We start from the raw sequence: 21,256 nt of genomic DNA, 5'->3' as shown, positions 1-21,256 counted from the left end.
GAGGAGATGACGATGGACATGCAGGTGGGAACGGTCTGGCGAGCGGCGCTGATCACCGCTGTGGGCGGTAGCGTCGCGGCACTGTCCGGCGCGTTGATCGCCGGCGCCGGCAACGATGTCGGTCGGGGCTACGTGATGCGCGTGGCGGTGTTCACCGCCGTGCTGATCGCGACGGTGATCATCCTCGCCGGCCGCAGCGTGCGGCTCCGGCAGCGTCATACCTTCGCCGGCTCGGTGCTGGCGGGATCGGCGATCGGCTTCCTGCTCGACCCGGCCACCTGGGCAGGGCGGGCGTATGTCGCTCAACTGTTTCTCGCCCCGGGGCTGCTCACCGGCGCGCTGGACGTGCTGGTCCTGCTGGTCCTGACCGGCACGTTGACCGTGACGCTCGGTGCCCGGTTGGTGCGGCCCGAACGCCGCGACCGCTCGTTCCAGGGCAACAGCTACCTGGGTGAGGGGTCCCGATCATGAGCGGTCGCAGGCCAATTGCGGCGGCGCAGCGCGAACGAGGCCAGTCCACCCTGGAGACGACCGGGATGCTGGCCCTCGCCGCGCTGCTGGTGCTGGCACTGGTCGCGTCGATGACGACCGGTGCTCCCGCCCTCGCCAGCCAGGCGCGAGCCGCGATCTGCAAGGTCGTCACCCTCGGGCAGGGCAGCTGTCAGGCGAGCAGCCCGGAGGCTGTTGCGCACCAACCACCGACGTCGTGCGTCATCGACTCCCAGTCGGCGGACGCCAAGGTGTCGGTGAGCTTCATCGTGACCGGCAGTGAGGGCCAGAAGTTCCAGGTCGAGCGGATGAGCGACGGGACCTACCGCATCACCCACGCCGACTCCGCCGGGGCGTCGATCGGGGTGGGCGTCGGATTCGACGTCACCGGCACCTGGGACAACGACAAGTACGGCGCGAGCGCCAATGCCAACGCGCACATCGGTCTGCAGTTCACCGAGGGCAAGGTCTACACCGCGCGCTCGCGGGCCGAACTCGAGAACGTCATGGGCGCGCTGTTGCAGAGCAACATCGAGGACCACATGGTCGGCCACGACACTCCCTTCCGGTGGCTGACCGACAAGGCCCTGGACGTCACCGGGTTGAAGAAGGACCTCCCACCGCAGACGTCTGAGTTCGTCGAGGGCGGCATCGAGGGCGGCGCCGCGGCCAACGTCACGGTCGTCGCCGATGGTGCGGCCGCGAAGGTCGGCATCGCCGAAGGGCTGGGCTATCAGCAGAATAGTGACGGCTCGACGGTCGCCTATTACCAGGCCGACATGTCCGGCTCCGCCCAGGCGCAGTTGCTGTACGGCGACGAGGCGCCGCAGCAAGCGCAAGCCGCCGCGGGCGGCAAGGTCAAGGTGCTGACCCAGGTGACCCGCGACAAGACCGGGAAGGTCACCGGCGTGACGGTCAAGACACTGCTCGCTGGCACGGCGGACGCCACGATGGACGGCTACGGCGGCGGCGACCCGGATGCGGCGGCCTACCAGGAGACGACCATCACGCTGCCGATCACGAACTCGCAGGACGCCACCGTGGCCAACAACTTCCTGTTGTCGCAAGGCCTGGCACTGGGCGGATCGATGATCTTCCCGCCCGCGGCAGCGGTCGGTTCCGCCGCCACGGTGCCGACGATGGTCGCGTTCACCGACGCGGCCCGTGATCACGGCTACGTGACCAGGCAGAACTTCAGCGAGGACGCACACAGCTACGGCGCCGACTTCGACGCCAAGCTGCTGGCGAAGGTGGGTGGCTCCGTCGAGGTGAACACCAGCAACCTCACCTCGACCGGCGGGAAGTACTGGGACGGCACACAATTCGCCGATTGGCCCGGCTGCGGCGGAGGAGCCTGATCCGACCGCTAGCGCGCGTCGGCCGTCGGCCGGTGGCGTGGCAGCTGGAACGCCTTGCCGACGGTGGGGGGCGGTGCCTCGGGTGCCGTCCCCGGTGCCGGTCCCGGCGTCGCCGCGAGCGGTGCGACCCCCGGCACGGAGACCGGCAACCAGTGGTCGAGTCGAGGCGGCAGGAGATGGCAGAAGGCGCACTGACCCCAGATCGGGTCGCCGCAGGAGGGGCATCGTCCGTCGGGCACCGGCAGCTGCAGAGCGGCCGGGTGCGGCGTGGCGACATACTCGATCGCCCGGTCGGTGCCCCACCGTGCGGCCGGCCGATGCGGCACGGCGAGCACCTCCTGGTGCTGGGCCGCGTAGGCGCGCCGCAGGGCGTCCGCCGTGCGGCGCGCCGGTGCACTGCTCGTGCGCAGCACGCGCGGAGTGGCTGCGGACGTGACGGCCGTCGGCCGCCGTCGCACCGCCGGGGCCGGGTGCAGGGTGACGAAGTAGCCGCCACCGAAGGGCCACCACGAACCCAGGTGTTGTCCGAAGGACGGGCTGGGCGACTCGAGCCTGCCCACGCGGCGCAGCCAGGCTCCGGCGTCCGAAGCGGCGACGTGGGCACGGACGGCGGCGATGAGTTCGGCCCGGTGCCCGAACCGTGGGGCGCAATCGCGGACCGCGGCGAGGATCCCGGTCACATGGGTAGGCAACGTCACGACGGCGACGCGTGGACTGCGCTCGGGCAGCAACTCGTCGAGCTGGGTGCCCTGACCGATCTGTGGTGTCCGCTCGAGTTCGGGCACGAAGACGACCGCGTCGCCGCTCGCGCCGCGGCTGCGGAACAGATCGGTGGCCCACGTCGGAGAGGCCGGGTCGACCACGGCCACCATCGACAGTTCGTCGGTCGCGCCGGCACCGCCGCGGCCGATCACCCCGAGAAAGGGTGCGGAATGCTCGTTCATCTCTGCCTCTCGCACGTGCTGGGGCCGCGCGTGCGAGGGCGCGGCCTGTTTCGGTCCCAGCTACGACGCGAGAAGTGCCAGCACGGTGCCACCGATCATGAACGGCCCGAACGCGATGTAAGTCTGCCGGGTCGCGCGGCGGGTGATCAGCAGACCTGCCGCCCACAGGCCACCGAGGATGAAACCGATGAGCGTGCCGCTGAGCACCGCGGACCAGGAGAACCAGCCGAGCAAGGTGCCGATGCCCAGTGCCAACTTGACGTCACCGAGGCCGAGGCCCGCACCGCCGCGAGAGACCAGGAGCAGCACCAGGTATGCCGCCCCGAGGGCCGCGCCGGCGAGGACCGCGCGCAGCAGGGCGAACCAGTCGCCGGTGGACGCACTGGCGACGGCCGCGATGACCACGGCGACCGGCGCGAGCCGGAGGGTCAGGGCGTCGGGCAAGCGGTGCACGTCGAGGTCGATCGCGGCCAGCGCCGCGAACACCGGCAGGCTGACGCAGTAGGCGAGCGCGAGCAGTGCGTTGTGGCTCTCGGCCAGGGCGCGGCCGACCAGCAGCACGATCACCGGCAGCACCACCACGACCCAGGCGTGGTGTCGGGCGGGGGTGTCGAGCTCGTCGTCGTAGCGATGAGCCGCCGTGCGCAGCCTGCGGCGCAACAGCAGCGCGACCGGGATCGCGACGGCACCCGCGATGCTGCCGACCAGCCAGGAGTTCACGCGCGCACGACGGCGAGGCGGTCCCCGCGGGTCACGCCCCACGCGGCCAGCGCACCTTCGGCCGTCTCCACCGTGGTGGCACCGCGCAGCCGCGGTCGTGTCATACCTGACCAGGGGCGCAGCGTGGTGACGTGCAGCACCGTGCCGTGCTTGTCGAGCACCGCCACGTCGATGGGGTACCGCATGCCGATCATGTGCACGCAGGGACAGCGCGTCAGCCACAGCGCGCCCTCGACCGCCGTGGTGCCCAACAGTCCCTTGCGCCGGCTGCGTGCGGTGTCGGCGACGGCGCAGGCGCTCACCGGTCGCCCGTTGTGCAGCAACCGGTCCGGCCCGGGCCCGAACGTGCGCTGGTGCGTCCGGTGTTCCATGATTTCCCTCCCTGTCGCCTCGCCGACGCGCCCGAGCGTAGCCGCCCGGCGGCGGCGGTGGGTGGGTCCACGGACCCGGCCGACAACCTGTCGATCTGCTGGACACCGGCGAGTCGGCGGGACGCCGGCGGGAGGTGCAGGGACCATGGGGCGCAACATGAGTCTCCTTGATCGCGTGCGCACCACCCTGCCGACGTCCCTGTCCTCCGCGGAGGAGCCGCGGGACTGGCGACAACTGTCGATCGCTGCCGGGTACGGCGCCGTCGGTGCGGTGATGCTGGGGCTGCTGCTGATCGTGCCGGTGATGGTCGCGTGGGCGGCGGACCCGCAGAGCACCACGTCGTGGACCGACGCGCTGAGCTTCAGCGGCGACGGCTGGGCACTGGCTCACCGCGGCCATGTGTCGGTCTCCTCGGCAGGCAGCCACACGGTGACGTTCGCCCCGTTGGTGTTGACTGCCCTCGCGGTCGTGCTGGCGCGGATGGCGGCCAAGGCCATGCTGACCCACCTGTCCGGTCGCGGCGCCTCCTGGTGGGAGGGGCCGGCGGCATACGTCCTCGGGTATGTCGTGACCGGGCTGTTCGTCACCGGGCTGTCGCTGAGCGGTCCGGCCCACCCCAACCTGTTGACCGTTCTGCCCGGGGCCGTCGTGGTCGGCCTGGTCGGCTGCGGGTGGGCGCTGTTGCGCAGCGACGAACCGGTGGCCGACCAGGCGAAGGCGTTCCTGGACGGTCGCATCTCCTTGTCCACCCGTCGGGCCCTACGTCCGGCGACCGAGGGCGTGGTCGGTTACCTGGGGATCGGACTGCTCATCGTGCTGATCCTGGTGCTGACCCACGCCTCGGCGGTCGGCGACGTGGGCGGCCAGCTGCACCCCGGGCTGCTCGGCGGAGTGGTGCTGTGGCTCGGTCAACTCGCGGCCTTGCCCAATCTGTTGCTGTGGTCGGCCGGGTGGACCACCGGGGCCGCGGTGCACATCGGCGCGGTCAGTGTCGGCGCGACGTCCGTGCACGGTGGCCTGCTGCCGATGATCCCGGTGCTCGGCGCCGTGCCGGGTGCCGGAGCGCTCCCGCCCGGGACGGCTTTCGCACCGGTCCTCCCGGTGCTGCTGGGCGGTTTCGTCGGCCACCGGTCGCTGGGCAACCTGACGACCTACGCGTCCCTGAAGACCAAGGCCGTGACCGCCGCTCAGGCCGCCGGGATGACCGCGGCGATCGTGCTGGTGCTCAGCTGGCTGTCCACGGCCGGTGTCAGCGGCGGCTCGCTGGACTACATCGGGCCATCCTTGATGATCGTCCCGCTGCTGGTGGCGGAGCTGCTGCTCGGCGCGCTGCTGACCACGCTCTTCCTGCACTGGAAACGCGCGCTGCGCCGCTGAGCGGCACGCGACATACGGTAGAAGCATGGACGCCGGCCGTGCCGAGACGATCCTGGCCGAACTGCGCCGCGAGGTGATCGCGCGCGCCGGGCTGCTCGACGACACCTTCGACGACGTGGTGACGGCGCTGCGGGACAGCAACGCCGATGACGAGCACGACCCGGAGGGGCACACCATCGCCGTCGACCGAGCGATGGTCGACGCGCTGCGCCGTGACGCGAACGCCCAGCTGACCCGCATCGATGCGGCGCTGGCCCGCGTGCGGGCCGGCAGCTACGGCCGGTGCGAACACTGCGGCGGCGCGATCGTGGACGAACGGCTGGCGGCGCTGCCCACGACCACGACCTGCATCACCTGCGCGCGGCGGACGCCCGGGCGCTGAGGTAGCTTTCCGGGGTGGCATCCCCTCGCGCGCAGACCGGGTCCCCGGCGCCCGTCGTCGTCCTCGTGTCCGGATCCGGGACGCTCCTGCAAGCGTTGCTCGACGCATCGCAGGACCCCGACTACGGCGTGCGCATCGCCGCGGTCGGTGCCGACCGACCGGACATCCAGGGTCTCGCGCGGGCCGAACGGGCCGGGATCCCGACCTTCGTCTGCCGCGTCAAGGACTTCGCGGACCGCGCCGCCTGGGACGCGGCGCTGACCGAGCAGGTCGCGGCCCACGAACCGGCCATGGTCGTCTCTGCCGGATTCTTGAAGCTGGTGGGGGAGCGGTTCCTCGCGGAGTTCGGCGGCCGCTACCTCAACAGCCACAACGCGTTGTTGCCGAGCTTCCCCGGCATACACGGCCCGCGCGATGCGCTGGAGTATGGCGTGAAGCTCGCCGGCGCAACGCTTTTCGTCGTCGATGCCGGAGTGGACACCGGGGCGATCGTGGCCCAGTGTGCCGTGCCGGTGCAGGACGACGACACGGTCGACTCATTGACCGAGCGGATCAAGCAGGCCGAGCGTCCCCAGCTGGTGGAGTGGGTCGGCCGGCTGGCCAGGCAGGGATTCACTGTCGACGGCCGCCGCGTCCGTGTACCGCCGGCCGAATAGCGAGCTCGGAGCGCATCCGGGCCCAGGTACCCTGGTCTCACACGACTGGCGCAGGTGGGTAACCACCAGGGAGTGGAGTCGCGTGCATCGCCCGCCTGGGTGCGCGCATGCACTGCCCGTACCCTCGCAAGGAGAGTCATGTCCGAACCACAAGGCCGTCGTCCCATCAAGCGCGCACTCATCTCCGTCTATGACAAGACGGGCCTGGAAGACCTGGCCCGTGGCCTGCACGAGGCCGGCGTCGAGCTGGTCTCCACCGGTGGGTCCGCCGCACTCATCGAGGGTCTCGGCGTCCCGGTGACCAAGGTGGAGGACCTCACCGGCTTCCCGGAGTGCCTGGACGGCCGGGTCAAGACGCTGCACCCGAAGGTGCACGCCGGCATCCTGGCCGACACCCGCATCCCCGAACACCTCTCGCAACTGGACCAACTCGGTGTTGCGCCGTTCGAGCTCGTCGTCTCCAACCTCTATCCGTTCCGTGCGACGGTCGCCTCCGGAGCGACCCCCGACGAATGCATCGAGCAGATCGACATCGGCGGTCCGTCGATGGTCCGTGCCGCCGCCAAGAACCACCCGAGCGTGGCCATCGTCACCTCGCCGGAGGCCTATGCCGCCACCCTCGAGGCCGTCGCTGCCGGCGGGTTCACCCTTGAGCAGCGGAAGCTGTTGGCCGCGCAGGCTTTTCAGCACACCGCCGACTACGACAACACCGTGGCCAACTGGATCAGCAACGTGTATGTCGACACCAGCGACGGCAGCGGCTTCCCGAGCTGGTCCGGCGCGACTTTCAGCAAGGCACAGGACCTGCGGTATGGCGAGAACCCGCACCAGGGTGCCGCGCTCTACCGGCACTGGCGGCCCGGCATCGCCTCGGCCGAGCAACTCTTCGGCAAGGCGATGTCGTACAACAACTACGTGGATGCCGATGCGGCGGTGCGGGCGGCATACGACCACGGCGACCAGCCGACCGTCGCGGTCATCAAGCACGCCAATCCCTGTGGTATTGCTGTCGGTTCGGACATCGCCGACGCCCATCGCAAGGCACATGCGTGCGATCCGATGTCGGCCTTCGGCGGCGTGATCGCCACGAACCGCCCGGTGACGGTCGAGATGGCCGAGACCGTCAAGGACATCTTCACCGAGGTCGTCGTCGCGCCGGACTTCGAGCCGGGCGTGGTCGACATCCTCGGCAAGCGCAAGGCGATTCGGTTGCTGAAGCTGTCGTCGCAGGACGCGCAGCAGCGCGACCCGGTGGAGATCCGGCCGATCAGCGGCGGCATGCTCATGCAACGGGTGGACAAGGTCGACGCCGTGGTCCGTGACGAGGACGGCAACGTCACCGGTGGCGACGACGCCGCCAACTGGCGGCTGGTCTCCGGTGCTCCGGCCGACCAGGCGACACTGGCCGACCTGCAGTTCGCCTGGCGGGCGATCCGCGCCGTGAAGTCCAACGCGATCCTGCTCGCCTCCGGGGGTGCCTCGGTCGGCGTCGGCATGGGCCAGGTCAACCGGGTCGACTCCTGCCACCTGGCGGTCGACCGCGCCGGTGCGGAGCGGGCGCGCGGCTCGGTCGCGGCCTCCGACGCGTTCTTCCCGTTCCCGGACGGTCTGCAGGTGCTGATCGACGCGGGTGTGAAAGCCGTTGTCGCGCCGGGTGGTTCGATGCGCGATCAGGCGGTCGTCGACGCTGCGACGGAAGCCGGCATCACCATGTACTTCACCGGCACCCGCCACTTCGCGCATTGAAATGACTCGGCGGGAGCAAGCTCCCGCCGAGTCATGTCAATGTCACTGAGCCCTTGTGCGCCGCTCCTCCGGCCGACCTCGCAGGCTCGGTCAGCCGGCATCGTCCCGGAGGCGGATGTCCGGGACGAGTCTCACTGTTTGTGCGCGGCCGCCTCGACCTTGCGCAGCCGAGCGACCAGCGTCTTCAGCAGGGCCGCGGCGATGTCTCCGTCACCGCGCACCAGCGGCATGAAGGCCATGGGGGAGAGCGCGAAGGTCTCCACACCTTCCGGACCGGCCGTGATCGTCGCCGATCGTGCGGCGCCGTCGATCATCGACAGCTCCCCGACGTAGTCACCGACGCCGATCTGGCCGCGTTCCTCGTCGCCGACGCTGACCGTGGCGGAGCCCTCGAGCACCACGCGCAGGCCGCTGTCCTTGGCACCCTCGGTGATCACCTTGGATCCCGGACCACCGCGGAACGTGGACCCGCTTTCCGCGATCTGCGAGATGGCGGCCGGGCTGAGACCGGCGAACAGGTCGATGCCCGCGAGAATCTGCTTCAACTGGGCGCTTGCCATGGATGAACCCCTTGTGAACTGAGTGATGTGGCAGCTGTGCGGTAACCGAGCCAACCTAGCAGCGCGGACAGGCCTTCGCCGGTCAGATCCGCCGACCGACGCCATACCGTATCCGTCCGTGCTGCGAGGTAAGTTCGCCTCGTGACGACGTGTGCTCGGTGCGGGGCGCAGCTGGCCGAGGAGGCGCGATTCTGCTCCTCGTGCGGTGCTGCGGTGGCGCGGGGTGCATTGCAGGCTCCGGTGCGCAAACACGTGGTGATCCTCTTCTGTGACATCGTCGGCTCCACCGGGCTGGGCGAGTTCGCCGATCCCGAAGCGCTCCGCGACCGGCTCGCTCGTTACTTCGCGGCCGTGTCACGGGTGATCTGGGAGCACGGGGGCACGGTCGAGAAGTTCATCGGTGACGCCGTCATGGCGGTCTTCGGGGTGCCCAGCACCCGGGAGGACGACGCCCTGCGGGCGGTGCGCGCCGCGGGCGCCATACACGAGGCGGTGGCCGGGTTGTCCCGGCGTTTCCAGGACGAGATCGGCAAGGAGCTGCACGTCCGCATCGGCGTCAACTCCGGCGAGGTGTTCGTGTCACACCAGCCGGACGGGCAGTTCTCGGTCACCGGCGACGCGGTCAACACCGCGCAACGGCTGGAGTCGGCGGCCGGCGTCGACGAGACGTATGTCGGGGACATCGTCGCCGAACTGGTCGGTGACGGGGTGGCACTGGACGAGGTCGGCGAGATCCTGCACAAGGGCCGCACGGTGCCCCAGCGGGTCTTCCGGGTGGCCCGTGACCAGGACCGCGTGCTCACCGTCCGCGAGCCGGCGTTCGTCGGGCGGCAGGTGGAGCTGGCCGATCTCACCGTGCTCGCCGACCGCTCCGCAGCGCGCCGGCAGGGCTGGTTGCTGACGTATGTCGGCGACCCGGGCATCGGCAAATCACGGCTGGTGCGGCAGTTCGCCGCCGGCCGGCGCGACCGGCTGCGCGTCGTCGCCGGCGGCTGCGAGGCGATGAGCACCGGCGCCTTCGCGCCGCTCGCCGGATGGCTGGCAAGCCTCGCCGACGACTGGCAGGCGTATGTCGAGCAACTCCTCGGCGACGAGGCGGCACCGGTGGTGCAGCGGCTGCGTTCGGCGGTCGGCCTCTCCGACGCGCAGACTTCCACCGAGGACGTGGTGTGGGCGGCGCATGCAGTGCTCGCCGCCATCTGTGAGACCTCGCCCGTGGCGTCGGTGTGGGACGACCTGCACTGGGGGACGGCGACCCAGCTGGACTTCATCGGCAAGCTGGCCGCGGCCTGCCGCGCCCTGCCGGTGCTCACCATCTGCCTTGCCCGGCCGGAGTTGTTCGACATCGACGCCGCGTGGGGTGGCGGCCGCAAAGCCCGGGTCGAGGACGTCGAACCGCTGGACTACGACGACATGCTCGCGGTCGCCGCGGAGCGCATCGCCCTGCAGGCAGGTGACATCGACGTCACCGCCGAAGACCTGGTCGAGCGTGCCGACGGTAACCCGCAGGTGGTGCAGTTGCTGGCGCAGTCGGCCGCCGCCGGTGGTGCGCTCCCGGCCTCGGTCACCCAGCTCTACGAAGCCGCGCTGGACCGGCTGGGCGCCGACGAGCGCGCGATGGTCGAAGCGGCCGCGGTCTATGGCCGGCGATTCCCGGCGGCGCCAGTGAGCGCGGTCGCCGGCACCTCCGATCCGGCAACCGTGCTCGACCGGTTGCGTGACCGCAACGTGTTCGAGGTCGCCCCCGACGGCGACTACCGCTTCGCGCAGACGGTCTTCATGCAGACGGCATACCGCACCATGTCCAAACGCACCCGGATCACCCGGCACACAGCGTTGGCTGACTGGGTCGATCAGCACCGTGACGCAGTGCGCGCCGATTCGATCGCGCTGATCGCGTCCCATCGACAGCGCGCGTTCCATCTGCTGGAGGAGATCGAGGGGTCGCCGGCCGAGCGAATGACGTTGCAGCGTATGGCGTCCGACGCAGCACTGGAGTCGCTGCTGGCGATGCAGTTGCGGGGCGACCCCGGCTTGCCGGATGCGATCGACCGGCTGCTCGGCGTGCTGCCGGTCGGAGATGCCCGGCACTTCGAGGCGGTGCGGTCCGCGTGGTTCCTGCGCAGCCGGGTCGCACCCCAGCGCTGGATCGGCTGGCTCGATCGGCTCGATGCCGCGATGGACACCGACCGCACCTGGCAGATCATCCGGCGCGCTCCGCGTCACCTCGCCGCGGTGCGCAGCGGCGACGTCAGCCTGGAGCAGACGCGCACCGAGGCACTGGAGATCCTCGGCCGGCTCGACGAGGTGTCCGACGTCGACCCGCTCGCGGTGGACATGGTCGCCAATCTGCTGGCGCAGGTGGAGGCCGATCTGGGCAATGTCGCGGCGTGTCACCGGCTCTGCGTCGAGGGAGTGGCCCGTGCGCAACGCAGCGGCCACGTGTTCGTCGAACGCATGTGGCGCAGCTTCGACATTCAGGCGGCATACCTGGGACTGACGCCGTTGCCGGCGGTGATCGCCGACGCGCGGACGTTGCAGAGCATGGTGTCCGGGCAGCGCCAGCTGTGGCGCACGACGACCGCTGTGCTGGCGGGGGCGTTGGCCGGCACCGGGGACTTCGACGGTGCACGCACCCTGTGGCAGGAGTTGACCGCGACCCAGACCGAGGAGTCGGTGGCGGAGCGGGCCTTCGAGCTGCAGCACTATCCGCAGCTGTTGCTGGCCGAGGGGCGGCCGCTGGAGTCGGCGCGCTATTGGGCCGAGCTGGCCGGCGGTGTGGAGTTGGCCAGCTTCGCGGCGAGCCTGTTCGGCTCCGCCGCGCGGGACGCGATCTTCGCCGGTGATCTGCAGTTCGCGATCGACTGCTGCCGCCGGCTCTTGACGGTCGAGCTGCCGGCGACGCTGGCCTTCCTGGAGGACGCCAACACCGCCTTCATGATCGCCGTGCAGTGTGCGCTACGTGGCGATCGGGTGGGAGCACTGCGCCAGATCGCGCACAACGCGCAGATCGGACGGCCGGAGGAGAGCCCGCTCGATGCGGCGTTCCTGCACGCGATGACCGCGATCGTCGAGCGGCTGCTCGGCGACCAGGAGGCGTCGCACGCCGCCGCGGAGCAGGCCCGAGCGGCCTTGACCGCCAAGGGGATCACCGCTCTGGTCCCGCAGGTCGACACCTGGGTCGGCAATGCCGAGAAGCTGCGAGCCGTGGCCGCGTGAGTCGTAAGGTGGCACCGGCGAGGGGGTGAACGACATGACCAGGTGTGCCCGGTGCGGCGCGCAGCTGCCGACAGAGGCGCGCTTCTGTTCGACCTGCGGTGCCGCGGTGGCGCAGGGCGGCCAGCACGCGCCGGCGCGCAAGCACGTGGTGATCCTCTTCTGCGACATCGTCGGCTCGACCACACTCGGGGAGTCGGCGGATCCGGAGGCGTTGCGGGACAGGCTCGCCCGCTACTTCGATGCCGTCTGTGCGGCGATCTGGGCGCAGGGCGGCACGGTCGAGAAGTTCATTGGTGACGCGGTCATGGCGGTCTTCGGTGTGCCGAGCACCCGTGAGGACGACGCCGTGCGAGCCGTGCGCGCTGCCGACGGCATACATCGGGCGGTGGCCGAGCTGTCCGAACAGTTCGAGCAGGAGATCGGTGTCGGACTGCATGCACGCATCGGCGTCAACTCCGGTGAGGTCTTCGTGACCCACCAGCCGGACGGGCAGTTCTCGGTCACCGGTGACGCGGTCAACACCGCGCAGCGGCTGGAGGCGGCCGCGGGATCTGACCAGACCTATGTCGGTGACACCGTCGCCGAGCTCGTACGCAGCGAGATCGCCTTGGACGACGTGGGCGAGATCCTGCACAAGGGCAAGAGCGTGCCGCAGCAGGTGTACCGCGTCGCCGCCGACCAGGACCGGGCTCTGCAGGTGCGCGAGCCGGCCTTCGTCGGCCGCGCGGCGGAGCTGGCCGACCTGACTGCCCTCGCGGAACGCTCGGCTGCTCGCCAGGAGGGCTGGCTGCTGACGTATGTCGGGGAGCCGGGGATCGGCAAGTCGCGGCTGATCCGGCAGTTCGCGGCTGGGTACGGCGACGGTTTGCGCGTGGTCTCCGGTGCGGCGGACGCCCTGAGCACCGGCGCGTTCGCACCGCTCGCCGGCTGGTTGAGCAGTCTCGACAGCGACTGGGAGGCGTATGTCGCCGGGTTGCTGGGCGACGACGCGCCACCGGTGCTGCAGCGGTTGCGTTCCGCGGTCGGCCGGTCCGACGCGCAGACGTCGGTCGAGGACGTGGTGTGGGCCGGCCACTCGGTCCTTGCAGCGATGTGCGAGTCGTCTCTGGTCGCCTCGGTGTGGGACGACCTGCACTGGGCGACCGAGGCGCAGCTGGACTTCATCGGCAGGACAGCCGCAGCGAGTCGCGGACTGCCGGTGCTGACGATCTGCCTGTCCCGTCCCGAACTCTTCGACATCGACGCCCGCTGGGGTGGCGGGCGCAAGTCTCGCGTCGAGGACGTCGCACCACTGGACGACGACCAGTTGCTCGCGATCGCGGCGGAACGGCTCGCCATACCGGGCGGCGACACCGGCGTGACCCCCGAGGACCTCGTCCGCCGTGCAGACGGCAACCCGCAGGTGGTGCAGCTGCTGGCCCAGTCGGCCGCGGCAGGGGAGACGCTACCTGCGTCCGTGACCCAGCTCTACGAGGCCGCACTCGACCGGCTGACCCCTGACGAACGGCTGCTCGTCGAGGTGGCCGCGGTCTACGGTCGCCGTTTCCCGCTCGCACCCGTCGCGGCGACGGCCGGCTCGGCGAACGCCTCCGACGTTGTCGGCCGGCTGCGCAGCCGCAATGTGCTGGAGGTCGCAGGCGCAGGCGACTACCGGTTCGCGCAGGCGGTGTTCATGCAGACCGCATACCGGACCATGCCGAAACGCACTCGAATCATTCGGCATTCGGCGCTCGCAGACTGGATCGCGGCACATCCCGGTGAGATCGCCGCCGACCCGGTCGCGCTGGTCGCCTCGCACCGCCGCCGGGCTTACGCCTTGCTGCGGGAGATCGACGGCCCCGCCGAGGAGCGACGCTCGTTGCAGCAGTCGGCAGCCGACGCCGCCATGGCCCTGCTGAGAGTCCGCCTGCTGCGCGGCGACCCGGCCATGCCGGACTCCATCGACATGCTGCTCGCATTGCTGCCGCCCGGTGATGCCCGACACTTCGAGGCCGCATACGCGGTCGTCCTCGCCCGCAACAGCGGTGCGCCCGCGGAGCGCTGGCGAAGCTGGCTCGACCTGCTCGACGAAGCCATGGCGCAGGACCCGGCCTGGCGGATCGTCGGGAGCGCGCCGCGACGCCTGGTCGAGATGCGGCAGGGCACGTTGACCATGGACCAGGCACGTGAGGAGGCAGCGTCGATGGTGGACGTCATGGCCACCCGGGCCGAGGCGCCGCCCTACGCGAGCGAGCTCGCGTCGATCTACCTGGCTCAGACGCACGCCGACCTGGGCAACCTGCAGGCCTGCCACGAGTTGTGCGTGGCCGGGGCGCGGGCCGCGGCGGACAGCCGGCGCCGCATCCTGGAGCGGATCTGGCTCAACTTCGACCTGCAGATCTCCTACGCCGGCAATACGCCGCTGGCCGACGTGATCGCCGCTGCGCAGCGACTGCAGGTGGTGGTCTCCGGGCACCGCGGGCTGTGGGGCACCACGACTGCCGTGCTCGCGGGGGCGCTCGCGTGCAGCGGCCGGTTCGAGGAGAGCCGCGAGCAGTGGACGCTGCACGAGCGCGCGTTCGACGGCGTGGACCGGACCGAGACGCTCTACGACCTGCAGCACTACCACCGCACCCTCGCGGCGGAAGGCGATCTCGCGGCCGCCGCGGAGTTCGCCGCACAACTGGGCCGCCGCGCCGCGAAAGCCTCGTTGTTTGCCTATGCGCCGCCACTGCATGCCTCGGCGGCGCGGTGGGCGTTGTTCGCCGGGGACCTGGTGGCGGCCCGTCAGCAGGTGGCCGCCGCGCTCGCGGTCGAACTGCCGACGACGTTCGACTGGCTGCGCGCCGACGTGCGAGCGTTCACCGCCGCTGTCGGTCACGCTCTCGGCGGCGACCGCGCGCGGGCGTTCGAGCAGCTCCGGGTCGGTGCGCAGGTGGACCGGCCGGAGGAGAGCCTGGTCGACGCCGGCTTCCTCCACGCTGTCACTGCGATCGTGGAGCGGTTGCTCGGTGACGAGGCCGCGTCCCGGGCCGCAGCCGCTGCCGCACGGGAAGCCTTTGATCACAAGGGTGCCGTGGCGTTGCGCGATCAGGTCGACACATGGGTCGGCAACGCCGGCAAACTGAAGGGCAGCGACGGTGCAGACCTGGAAGAATGACGCATCGTGATCACCTGTTGGCGTTGCGGTTTCGAGTCACCCGCCGGCACGAAGTTCTGTCCCAACTGCGGTGCGGCGCTGGCCCAGGGCGGTCTGCAGGCACCGGTGCGCAAGCACGTGGTCATCCTCTTCGTCGACATCGTGGGCTCCACCGGACTCGGCGAGTCGCTCGATCCCGAAGCGTTGCGGGCCAGCCTGGCCCGCTACTTCGATGCCGTCTCACGCATCGTGTGGAAGTACGGTGGGACCGTCGAGAAGTTCATCGGCGATGCCGTCATGGCGGTGTTCGGCGTACCGGCGACCCGCGAGGACGACGCGGTGCGGGCCGTGGCGGCCGCGACCGACATACATGAGGCGATGCGCGACCTGTCCAAGCGGATGCAGGGGCGGCTCGGGCAGCGGCTGCGGGTGCGGATCGGCATCAACTCCGGCGAGGTCTTCGTGACCCACCAGCCCGACGGGCAGTTCTCGGTCACCGGCGACGCGGTCAACGTCGCGGCGCGGCTCGAGGCGGCGGCCGGGCCGGACGAGACCTATGTCGGTGACACCGTGGCGGCGCTCGTGGGCGCGGAGGTCGCCCTCGACTTCGTCGGCCCGATCACCCACCGTGGCAAGACCGAGCCGCAGGACGTCTACCAGGTCGTCGACCGCGCCGCACGCTCCGGCGACATCCGCCGCACCCCGTTCGTCGGTCGCGAGGTCGAGCTGCGCGATCTCGGCGGCATCGCCGACCGATCGCGTCGGCTCGGACAGGGCTGGTTCGTGACGTATGTCGGCGAACCCGGCATCGGCAAGAACCGCATGGTCTCGCACCTGCTGGAGGAGCGCGACGGGCTGCGGGTGCTGCGCGGCACCGCTCAACCGCTGGGCACCGACGGCAACTACGGACCGCTCAACAAACTGTTGTCCAGCATCGGCGAGGACTGGTCGGCGACGGTCACCAAGATGTTCGACGAGCGCACCGCGACCGCGATCATCCGGCGCCTGGAGTCGGCGACCGCACGGTCGGAGGAGACCACGTCGACCGACGACATCGTGTGGGCGGTCCGCAAGGTGTTGTCCCGGCTCGCCCTCGGCGGTCCGATCGCGGTGTGGTGGAAGGATATCCACTGGGCCAGCGAGCCGATGCTGGACCTGATCGAGCAGCTCGTCGAACCGTTGCTGACCTACCCGGTGCTCACCATCTGCACGACCCGGCCCGAGCTCTTCGAGCGGCGCCCGATGTGGGGCGGTGGTCAACAGTCCCGTGTCGAGCCGGTCGATCCGCTCGAAGCCCCGGAGCTGCGGGAGATGGCGGCGGAGCGACTGCCCGAACTCGAAGCAGCGGCAACCGAATCCGGCCGGTCGGTCGAGGTGACGCTCGATGCGTTGATCCGGCGCAGCGATGGCAACCCGCAGGTGTTCGAGGTCCTGCTGAACTCCATGTGCGACGGCGAGGAGCTGCCGGTCTCGGTGCACACCCTTTTCGAGGCGACGCTGGACCGGTTGACGCCGATGGAGCGTGCCTTCTGCGAGGTCGGCTCGATCCTCGGTCGCGAGTTCTACGCGGAGGCGGTCGGGCCGGTCCGCACCGCCAACCCGGACCCGGAGGACGACGGCAACGACGTCGCGCACCGGCTGCGCCAACTCAACATCCTCGAGCTGGGCGACCAGGACAGCTCGGGCTTCACCCGCTATCAGTTCGCGCAGTCGATGCTGATGGAGACGGCATACCGCACCCAGGCACGCCAAGTGCGTTCCGAACGCCACCTGCGGGCAGCCGACTGGATCGCCGCCCACGCGGAGCAACTCGCCGGCTCGCAGCGCCGCGCCATCGCCGAGCACGTGCGCAAGGCCTATGACGAGATCGCCCTCGTCTCCTCCGACGTCTCCCTCATCGAACGCGTGCGCGATCGGGCCGCGCGGGCCTCCTTCGACGCCGCCGAGGAACTCGACCTGCGCGGCGAACCCGGCGCCAGGGCGGCATACCTGGAGCTCATCCCGTTGTATGCCGACGGCGATCCGCGGCTGCACGACGTCGCCCACCGCGCGTTCATGCGCTCCGACCATCAGGACTTCCACCAGATCGAGGAGGTCGTCCAGGCCTTCGACAAGAAGCTCGACGAGGCGCCGGCCTGGTTGGTGCACCGGGAGGGCGTCCTGCTCGCCGGGCGGCTGCACAGCGCCGCGACAACTCCGCTGGAAGGCATCGCCCTGGCAACCGAACTCGTCGGTGACGCAACAGGATTCGACCTACCGTCGTTGACCCTCGACGTGGGCTGGGCGCGTTTGCTGGCCTACGGCCTCGCCGGTCGTATGACGGAAGGGCTCGGCGAGGTGAGCCGCCTCACGGAGCTCGCCGAGCAGCTGGAGGACCGCCCGGTGCGGCGACGGCTCACCTTCGCACGCGTCGAATACGGCATGTGGAGCGACGAACCGGTCAGCCTGGTGCTGGAGGACGTCGACCAGGCGATCAGTTCCGGCGCAGCGCAACACGAACGCATCCTGACCCTCCTGCCGCTACGGGTGTGGCTGCGGGCCATGCAGGGCGACCGGGCAGGCGCGACCGCCGACTGGGAGCAGGTCGAGCAGCTGTTTAGCGGACCCGATTACCTGGCGCGGGAGACCGACCGGTGGGCGATGGCCCTCTACAGCTTCGGCGACGCCCGGGCCGCGGCCGACGCGTTGCAGGACGCGCTACCCCGGCTGAGCGGCATGGCACAGCTGGAGAACAGCATGTGGATCGTGCGCATGCTGCTGCGGACCGGTGACCTGGACGCGGCGTTGGAGGCGTTCGACGGCGACCCGGAGGCACCGACCCTGGAGGACGACGGCTACGCACCCGGGCTGCGCGAGTCGGTCGCCGCACAGCTGCTGGCCGCGACCGGCAACGCCGAGTTGGCCCTGCAGCGGGTGCGCGAGGCGCGCGACGAGACAGCGGGTATGTCGATGCCGATCACCCTCGCCGAGCAGGCGGTCGACGAAGCGGTCACGTTGATCATCCTGGGTGACCGCGCGGGCGCGCAGGCAGCGGCCGACCGAGCGCGGCAGGCCTACCGGCGCAAGGGGGCCCGGATCATGGCCGACCACGTCGACGACTGGCTCAGCGCTGCGGAGAAGCTGCAGCGCGCAGGGACCGACTGAACGCTGTAGGAGGGAATGGACCGATCATGCGCACCGAGACTCGTGAATTCCACACCGGTGACAAGGAAATCGTCCTCGACATCACCCGTGAGTGCGAGCAGTTCGCGGCCGACGGACCGGACGGCGTGTTGCACCTCTTCGTGCCACACGCGACCGCCGGACTCGCGATCATCGAGACGGGCGCCGGCAGCGACGACGACCTGCTCGCCGCACTGCGCGAGCTGTTGCCGGCCGACGACCGCTGGCAGCACGCACACGGCAGTCGCGGACACGGCCGGTCGCACGTGATGCCGGCGCTGATCCCGCCGTACGCCTCCGTGCCGGTCGTCGGGGGCCGCCTCGCGCTCGGCACCTGGCAGAGCATCTGCCTGGTCGACCTGAACATCGACAACGCCGACCGCACCGTGCGCTTCTCGCTCATCCCGGGCTGATCGACCGGGTCCGACGCGGCGCGGGCCACGCGTGAAAAGATGCAAGGCGTGACGGCGACGATCCTGGACGGCAAGGCCACCCTGGTGGCGATCAAGGACGAGTTGCGCGCCCGCGTGGCGGCGCTCGCCGAGCGCGGGATCGTGCCCGGGCTGGGCACCGTGCTGGTCGGCGACGACCCTGCGTCGCACTGGTATGTCGGGGCCAAGCACAAGGACTGCGCCAGCATCGGCATCCATTCCATCCGTCGCGATCTGCCCGCGACCGCGACCCAGGGTGAGGTCGAAGCGGTCATCGACGAGCTGAACGACGATCCGGCGTGCACCGGCTTCCTGGTCCAACAGCCCACCGGACTCGACGAATTCGCACTGCTGTCAAGGGTTTCCCCGGACAAGGACGTTGACGGGCTGCACCCGGTCAACTTGGGCAAGCTGGTGCTGGGGGAGTCCGGGCCGCTGCCGTGCACGCCGATCGGTGCGATCGAGTTGCTGCGCCGGTATGACGTGGGCTTGAACGGCGCCGAGGTGGTCGTGGTCGGACGCGGACTGACCGTGGGCCGGCCGCTGGGTCTGCTGCTGACCCGCCGCACCGAGAACGCCACGGTGACGCTGTGCCACACCGGCACGCGTGATCTGGCCGCGCACACGCGGAGCGCCGACGTCGTCATCGCGGCGGCAGGGGTGCCGGGCCTGATCACCGCCGACATGGTCAAGCCGGGCGCGGCGGTGCTCGACGTCGGCGTCTCACGGGTCGACGGCAGGATCGCCGGTGACGTGGCGCCGGGTGTGGCGGACGTCGCCGGACACCTCACTCCGAACCCCGGCGGTGTCGGCCCGATGACCCGCGCGATGCTCCTCACCAACGTGGTGGTCGCCGCCGAACGACAGGCGGAACGCACGGAGCAGGGGTGAACAAGTTTCGTCTCGGGCCGCTGTGGTGGTTCGTGATCCTGGGAAGCGCGGTCGCCCTGATCGTCCTGACGACCGGCTCGGTCCGTCTCGGCGGCTACCTGCTGGCCGGGGTCTTCGCCGTCGCCGGGCTCGGCCGGATGGCGTTGCCGGACAGCGTTGTCGGCGCATTCGTCATACGTTCGCGGGCCCTGGACGGTGCCGCGTTCCTGCTCATTGCCTGCGCGGTCGGCGTCATCTTCAGCATCGTGAAGCTGACGCCTCTCGCGGGCAGCTAGCGGCAGGGCGTCGACCGGCGGGGGTGAGGCGTGCACAACCGGCAACGGTCGCTGGTTGGGAAGGGGTTTGCGCCGCGAATGCGTGCATAACCGGCAACGGTCGCCGGTTGGGTGTGTGGCTGGCCGCCGAATGCGTCCATAACCGGCAACGGTTGCTGGTTGGTGTGTGGCTGGCCGCCGGTGGTGTGCACAACCGGCAACGGTCGCCGGTTGCTCAGCCGAAGTGGCGCCGCCAGTCGTCTCGGATTCGGATCCGGGGTCCGCCGGCAAGGACGATCTTGTCGCCGATGCGGTCCAAGACGCGGAGTGGCTCGGCATACATCGCGGTCGAGGTGACGATGACGAACGTCCAGCCCATCGTCTCCAACTCCTCCCGGCGCAGGATGTCCTTGTCCCATTGCTGCTCACGCTCGATGTGGTGACGTCCGTCGAACTCCACACCCACCTTCCACTCGGGGAACGCGAGGTCGATCTCCCGCCACCTGCCGGTCTCTTTGTTCTCGACCACGTGGTTGATCTCCGGCGCGGGTAGTCCACCGCTGTGCATGAGCAGGCGCAGGCGACTTTCGTTCGGCGAGCGGACGTTGGAGCGGACCATCGCGGCGACCTCTCTGGCACGCTGTGCGCCGTGGGCGGACTTGTCGGCGACGAATTGCCGCAGGTAGGACGGACTGCAAGGTGCGTTGCGAACCAGTGAATCGCCGAAGACGAGGAGGTCGACGAACTCCAGGGGTCGCGCCATGTCGAGGAACGTCTGACCGGGCGTCGTTGTGAGAACTCCTTTGTAGATGACCAGATCCGGATCCTTCGTGTAGAACCGGAGGCAGATGCCCGCCAGGGTGCAGGGGTGCCGGACGCGGGTGCCGAAGTGCAAGCTCGACGCCGGCGGTGTGATGCCGCCGTAGAGTCGTGCGGCGCTGTGTTCGGCGGCGAATTGCGCGCTCGGCACCGCTCGCAAACCGAACTTCAGTAGCTCGAGGTATGTCGGATCGACGCCCGATCGTGCGTATCCGCCTCGGAAGAGTCGGCGGTAGTCATCGCCGGCGAGGTCGCGGCCGCGGAGTCCAGCGGCATACGCCTCTTGAGTGGTGAACAGATCCGGCAACGGCCTCGCGTTCGGCCGGTCCAACGGTTGAGGAAAGGTCATGCTTCACCGTGGCAGCGACGGAGGCAGGTTCGCAGATGTTATCCACAGTGACCGTCGGTGCAGGTGGGAGTCGCGTGTGCACAACTGGCAACGGTCGCTGGCTGGGAAGGAGTTTGCGCCCGAATGCGTGCACAACCGGCAACGGTCGCCGGTTGGGAAGGAGTTTGCGCCCGAATGCGTGCACAACCGGCAACGGTCGCCGGTTGGGTGTGTGGCTGGCCGCCGAATGCGTGCATAACCGGCAACGGTCGCTGGTTGGGAAGGGGTTTGAGTTGAGTCCCGCATAGTGGTGTAGCGCGGTCGCCGTGATCGTCCTGGTATTGGACGTGGTGCGGCCACCGCGTGATCCTTCGAGTGAACCTCTCACAGCACTCTCGAATGGAGTCATCACGATGACCGCACCACACAT

The 21,256-nt window shown here is 70.0% G+C and carries 17 protein-coding genes and 1 riboswitch; of the genes, 12 read left to right on the top strand and 5 right to left on the bottom strand.

Going from position 1 to position 21,256, the window contains the following annotated elements; all coding sequences use genetic code 11:
* The first annotated feature begins 12 nt into the window (after nt 1-12).
* Together ACTHL4_RS17145 and ACTHL4_RS17140 are read left to right on the top strand one after the other, a co-directional pair.
* Nucleotides 13-471 (top strand): hypothetical protein, encoded by a 459-nt coding sequence (locus ACTHL4_RS17145; protein WP_440283981.1) that lies wholly within the window; start codon nt 13-15, stop codon nt 469-471.
* Entirely contained in the window at nt 468-1,847 is a 1,380-nt protein-coding gene (locus tag ACTHL4_RS17140) for a hypothetical protein (protein WP_440283980.1), read from the top strand. Before ACTHL4_RS17145 ends, ACTHL4_RS17140 begins: the two co-directional genes overlap by 4 nt.
* Before the next feature lie 8 nt (nt 1,848-1,855).
* Here the strand turns inward: ACTHL4_RS17140 and ACTHL4_RS17135 are convergent, their stop codons facing one another.
* The 3 genes from ACTHL4_RS17135 to ACTHL4_RS17125 are packed head-to-tail and all read right to left on the bottom strand — an operon-like array spanning nt 1,856 to nt 3,882.
* Nucleotides 1,856-2,791 (bottom strand): hypothetical protein, encoded by a 936-nt coding sequence (locus tag ACTHL4_RS17135; RefSeq protein WP_440283979.1) that lies wholly within the window; start codon nt 2,789-2,791, stop codon nt 1,856-1,858.
* Nucleotides 2,792-2,851: 60 nt separating this feature from the next.
* Nucleotides 2,852-3,511, bottom strand: a complete 660-nt coding sequence (locus ACTHL4_RS17130; RefSeq protein ID WP_440283978.1) for a prepilin peptidase — start codon at nt 3,509-3,511, stop codon at nt 2,852-2,854.
* Complete coding sequence (locus ACTHL4_RS17125) at nt 3,508-3,882, bottom strand: DUF192 domain-containing protein (protein ID WP_440283977.1); 375 nt, start codon at nt 3,880-3,882, stop codon at nt 3,508-3,510. Before ACTHL4_RS17125 ends, ACTHL4_RS17130 begins: the two co-directional genes overlap by 4 nt.
* A gap of 157 nt (nt 3,883-4,039) precedes the next feature.
* Here ACTHL4_RS17125 and ACTHL4_RS17120 point away from each other — a divergent pair, with 157 nt between their 5' ends.
* From ACTHL4_RS17120 to purH, 4 genes are all read left to right on the top strand, one after another.
* Nucleotides 4,040-5,260: a cell division protein PerM gene (locus ACTHL4_RS17120; protein WP_440283976.1), complete on the top strand. Its 1,221-nt coding sequence runs from the start codon at nt 4,040-4,042 to the stop codon at nt 5,258-5,260.
* Between the two features lie 25 nt (nt 5,261-5,285).
* Nucleotides 5,286-5,642, top strand: coding sequence for a TraR/DksA family transcriptional regulator (locus tag ACTHL4_RS17115; protein WP_440283975.1), 357 nt, complete (start codon nt 5,286-5,288; stop codon nt 5,640-5,642).
* A gap of 14 nt (nt 5,643-5,656) precedes the next feature.
* A complete protein-coding gene (purN, locus tag ACTHL4_RS17110) occupies nt 5,657-6,298 on the top strand; it encodes a phosphoribosylglycinamide formyltransferase (protein ID WP_440283974.1) in 642 nt (213 codons plus the stop codon).
* Nucleotides 6,299-6,329: 31 nt separating this feature from the next.
* Nucleotides 6,330-6,406: riboswitch (ZMP/ZTP riboswitch) on the top strand.
* Nucleotides 6,407-6,436: 30 nt separating this feature from the next.
* Entirely contained in the window at nt 6,437-8,044 is a 1,608-nt protein-coding gene (purH, locus tag ACTHL4_RS17105; protein WP_440283973.1) for a bifunctional phosphoribosylaminoimidazolecarboxamide formyltransferase/IMP cyclohydrolase, read from the top strand.
* Nucleotides 8,045-8,175: 131 nt separating this feature from the next.
* On the opposite strand, the gene ACTHL4_RS17100 is transcribed toward purH, so the two are convergent.
* Nucleotides 8,176-8,604, bottom strand: a complete 429-nt coding sequence (locus tag ACTHL4_RS17100) for a cyclic nucleotide-binding domain-containing protein (protein ID WP_440283972.1) — start codon at nt 8,602-8,604, stop codon at nt 8,176-8,178.
* A 141-nt stretch (nt 8,605-8,745) separates the two neighbouring features.
* On the opposite strand from ACTHL4_RS17100, the gene ACTHL4_RS17095 reads away from it, so the two are divergent.
* From ACTHL4_RS17095 to ACTHL4_RS17070, 6 genes are read left to right on the top strand one after another with little or no spacing between them, the layout of a single operon-like run.
* Nucleotides 8,746-11,823, top strand: coding sequence for an adenylate/guanylate cyclase domain-containing protein (locus ACTHL4_RS17095; RefSeq protein ID WP_440283971.1), 3,078 nt, complete (start codon nt 8,746-8,748; stop codon nt 11,821-11,823).
* 34 nt (nt 11,824-11,857) lie between these two features.
* Nucleotides 11,858-14,962, top strand: a complete 3,105-nt coding sequence (locus tag ACTHL4_RS17090) for an adenylate/guanylate cyclase domain-containing protein (RefSeq protein WP_440283970.1) — start codon at nt 11,858-11,860, stop codon at nt 14,960-14,962.
* A gap of 6 nt (nt 14,963-14,968) precedes the next feature.
* Complete coding sequence (locus ACTHL4_RS17085; protein WP_440283969.1) at nt 14,969-18,085, top strand: adenylate/guanylate cyclase domain-containing protein; 3,117 nt, start codon at nt 14,969-14,971, stop codon at nt 18,083-18,085.
* A gap of 26 nt (nt 18,086-18,111) precedes the next feature.
* On the top strand, nt 18,112-18,516 hold the full coding sequence (locus ACTHL4_RS17080; protein WP_440283968.1) for a YjbQ family protein: 405 nt from the start codon (nt 18,112-18,114) through the stop codon (nt 18,514-18,516).
* 48 nt (nt 18,517-18,564) lie between these two features.
* Nucleotides 18,565-19,425 (top strand): bifunctional methylenetetrahydrofolate dehydrogenase/methenyltetrahydrofolate cyclohydrolase, encoded by an 861-nt coding sequence (locus tag ACTHL4_RS17075; protein ID WP_440283967.1) that lies wholly within the window; start codon nt 18,565-18,567, stop codon nt 19,423-19,425.
* Complete coding sequence (locus ACTHL4_RS17070) at nt 19,422-19,700, top strand: DUF3017 domain-containing protein (RefSeq protein ID WP_440283966.1); 279 nt, start codon at nt 19,422-19,424, stop codon at nt 19,698-19,700. The genes ACTHL4_RS17075 and ACTHL4_RS17070 overlap by 4 nt, the downstream gene beginning before the upstream one ends.
* A gap of 214 nt (nt 19,701-19,914) precedes the next feature.
* On the opposite strand, the gene ACTHL4_RS17065 is transcribed toward ACTHL4_RS17070, so the two are convergent.
* Nucleotides 19,915-20,847: an endonuclease domain-containing protein gene (locus tag ACTHL4_RS17065; RefSeq protein ID WP_440283965.1), complete on the bottom strand. Its 933-nt coding sequence runs from the start codon at nt 20,845-20,847 to the stop codon at nt 19,915-19,917.
* Nucleotides 20,848-21,256 lie beyond the last annotated feature (409 nt).

Origin of the sequence: Flexivirga sp., from assembly GCF_051955415.1 — a bacterium.
GTDB lineage: Bacteria > Actinomycetota > Actinomycetes > Actinomycetales > Dermatophilaceae > Flexivirga.
This window is presented reverse-complemented; position numbering and strand designations above follow the sequence as displayed.

Bases quoted from the DNA above. Each gene is read 5' to 3' on its own strand.
- ACTHL4_RS17065 (WP_440283965.1), bottom strand. From the start codon at position 20,847: ATGACCTTTCCTCAACCGTTGGACCGGCCGAACGCGAGGCCGTTGCCG.
- ACTHL4_RS17145 (WP_440283981.1), top strand. From the start codon at position 13: ATGGACATGCAGGTGGGAACGGTCTGGCGAGCGGCGCTGATCACCGCT.
- ACTHL4_RS17115 (WP_440283975.1), top strand. From the start codon at position 5,286: ATGGACGCCGGCCGTGCCGAGACGATCCTGGCCGAACTGCGCCGCGAG.
- ACTHL4_RS17140 (WP_440283980.1), top strand. From the start codon at position 468: ATGAGCGGTCGCAGGCCAATTGCGGCGGCGCAGCGCGAACGAGGCCAG.
- ACTHL4_RS17135 (WP_440283979.1), bottom strand. From the start codon at position 2,791: ATGAACGAGCATTCCGCACCCTTTCTCGGGGTGATCGGCCGCGGCGGT.
- ACTHL4_RS17125 (WP_440283977.1), bottom strand. From the start codon at position 3,882: ATGGAACACCGGACGCACCAGCGCACGTTCGGGCCCGGGCCGGACCGG.
- ACTHL4_RS17100 (WP_440283972.1), bottom strand. From the start codon at position 8,604: ATGGCAAGCGCCCAGTTGAAGCAGATTCTCGCGGGCATCGACCTGTTC.
- ACTHL4_RS17120 (WP_440283976.1), top strand. From the start codon at position 4,040: ATGAGTCTCCTTGATCGCGTGCGCACCACCCTGCCGACGTCCCTGTCC.
- ACTHL4_RS17080 (WP_440283968.1), top strand. From the start codon at position 18,112: ATGCGCACCGAGACTCGTGAATTCCACACCGGTGACAAGGAAATCGTC.
- ACTHL4_RS17090 (WP_440283970.1), top strand. From the start codon at position 11,858: ATGACCAGGTGTGCCCGGTGCGGCGCGCAGCTGCCGACAGAGGCGCGC.
- purH (WP_440283973.1), top strand. From the start codon at position 6,437: ATGTCCGAACCACAAGGCCGTCGTCCCATCAAGCGCGCACTCATCTCC.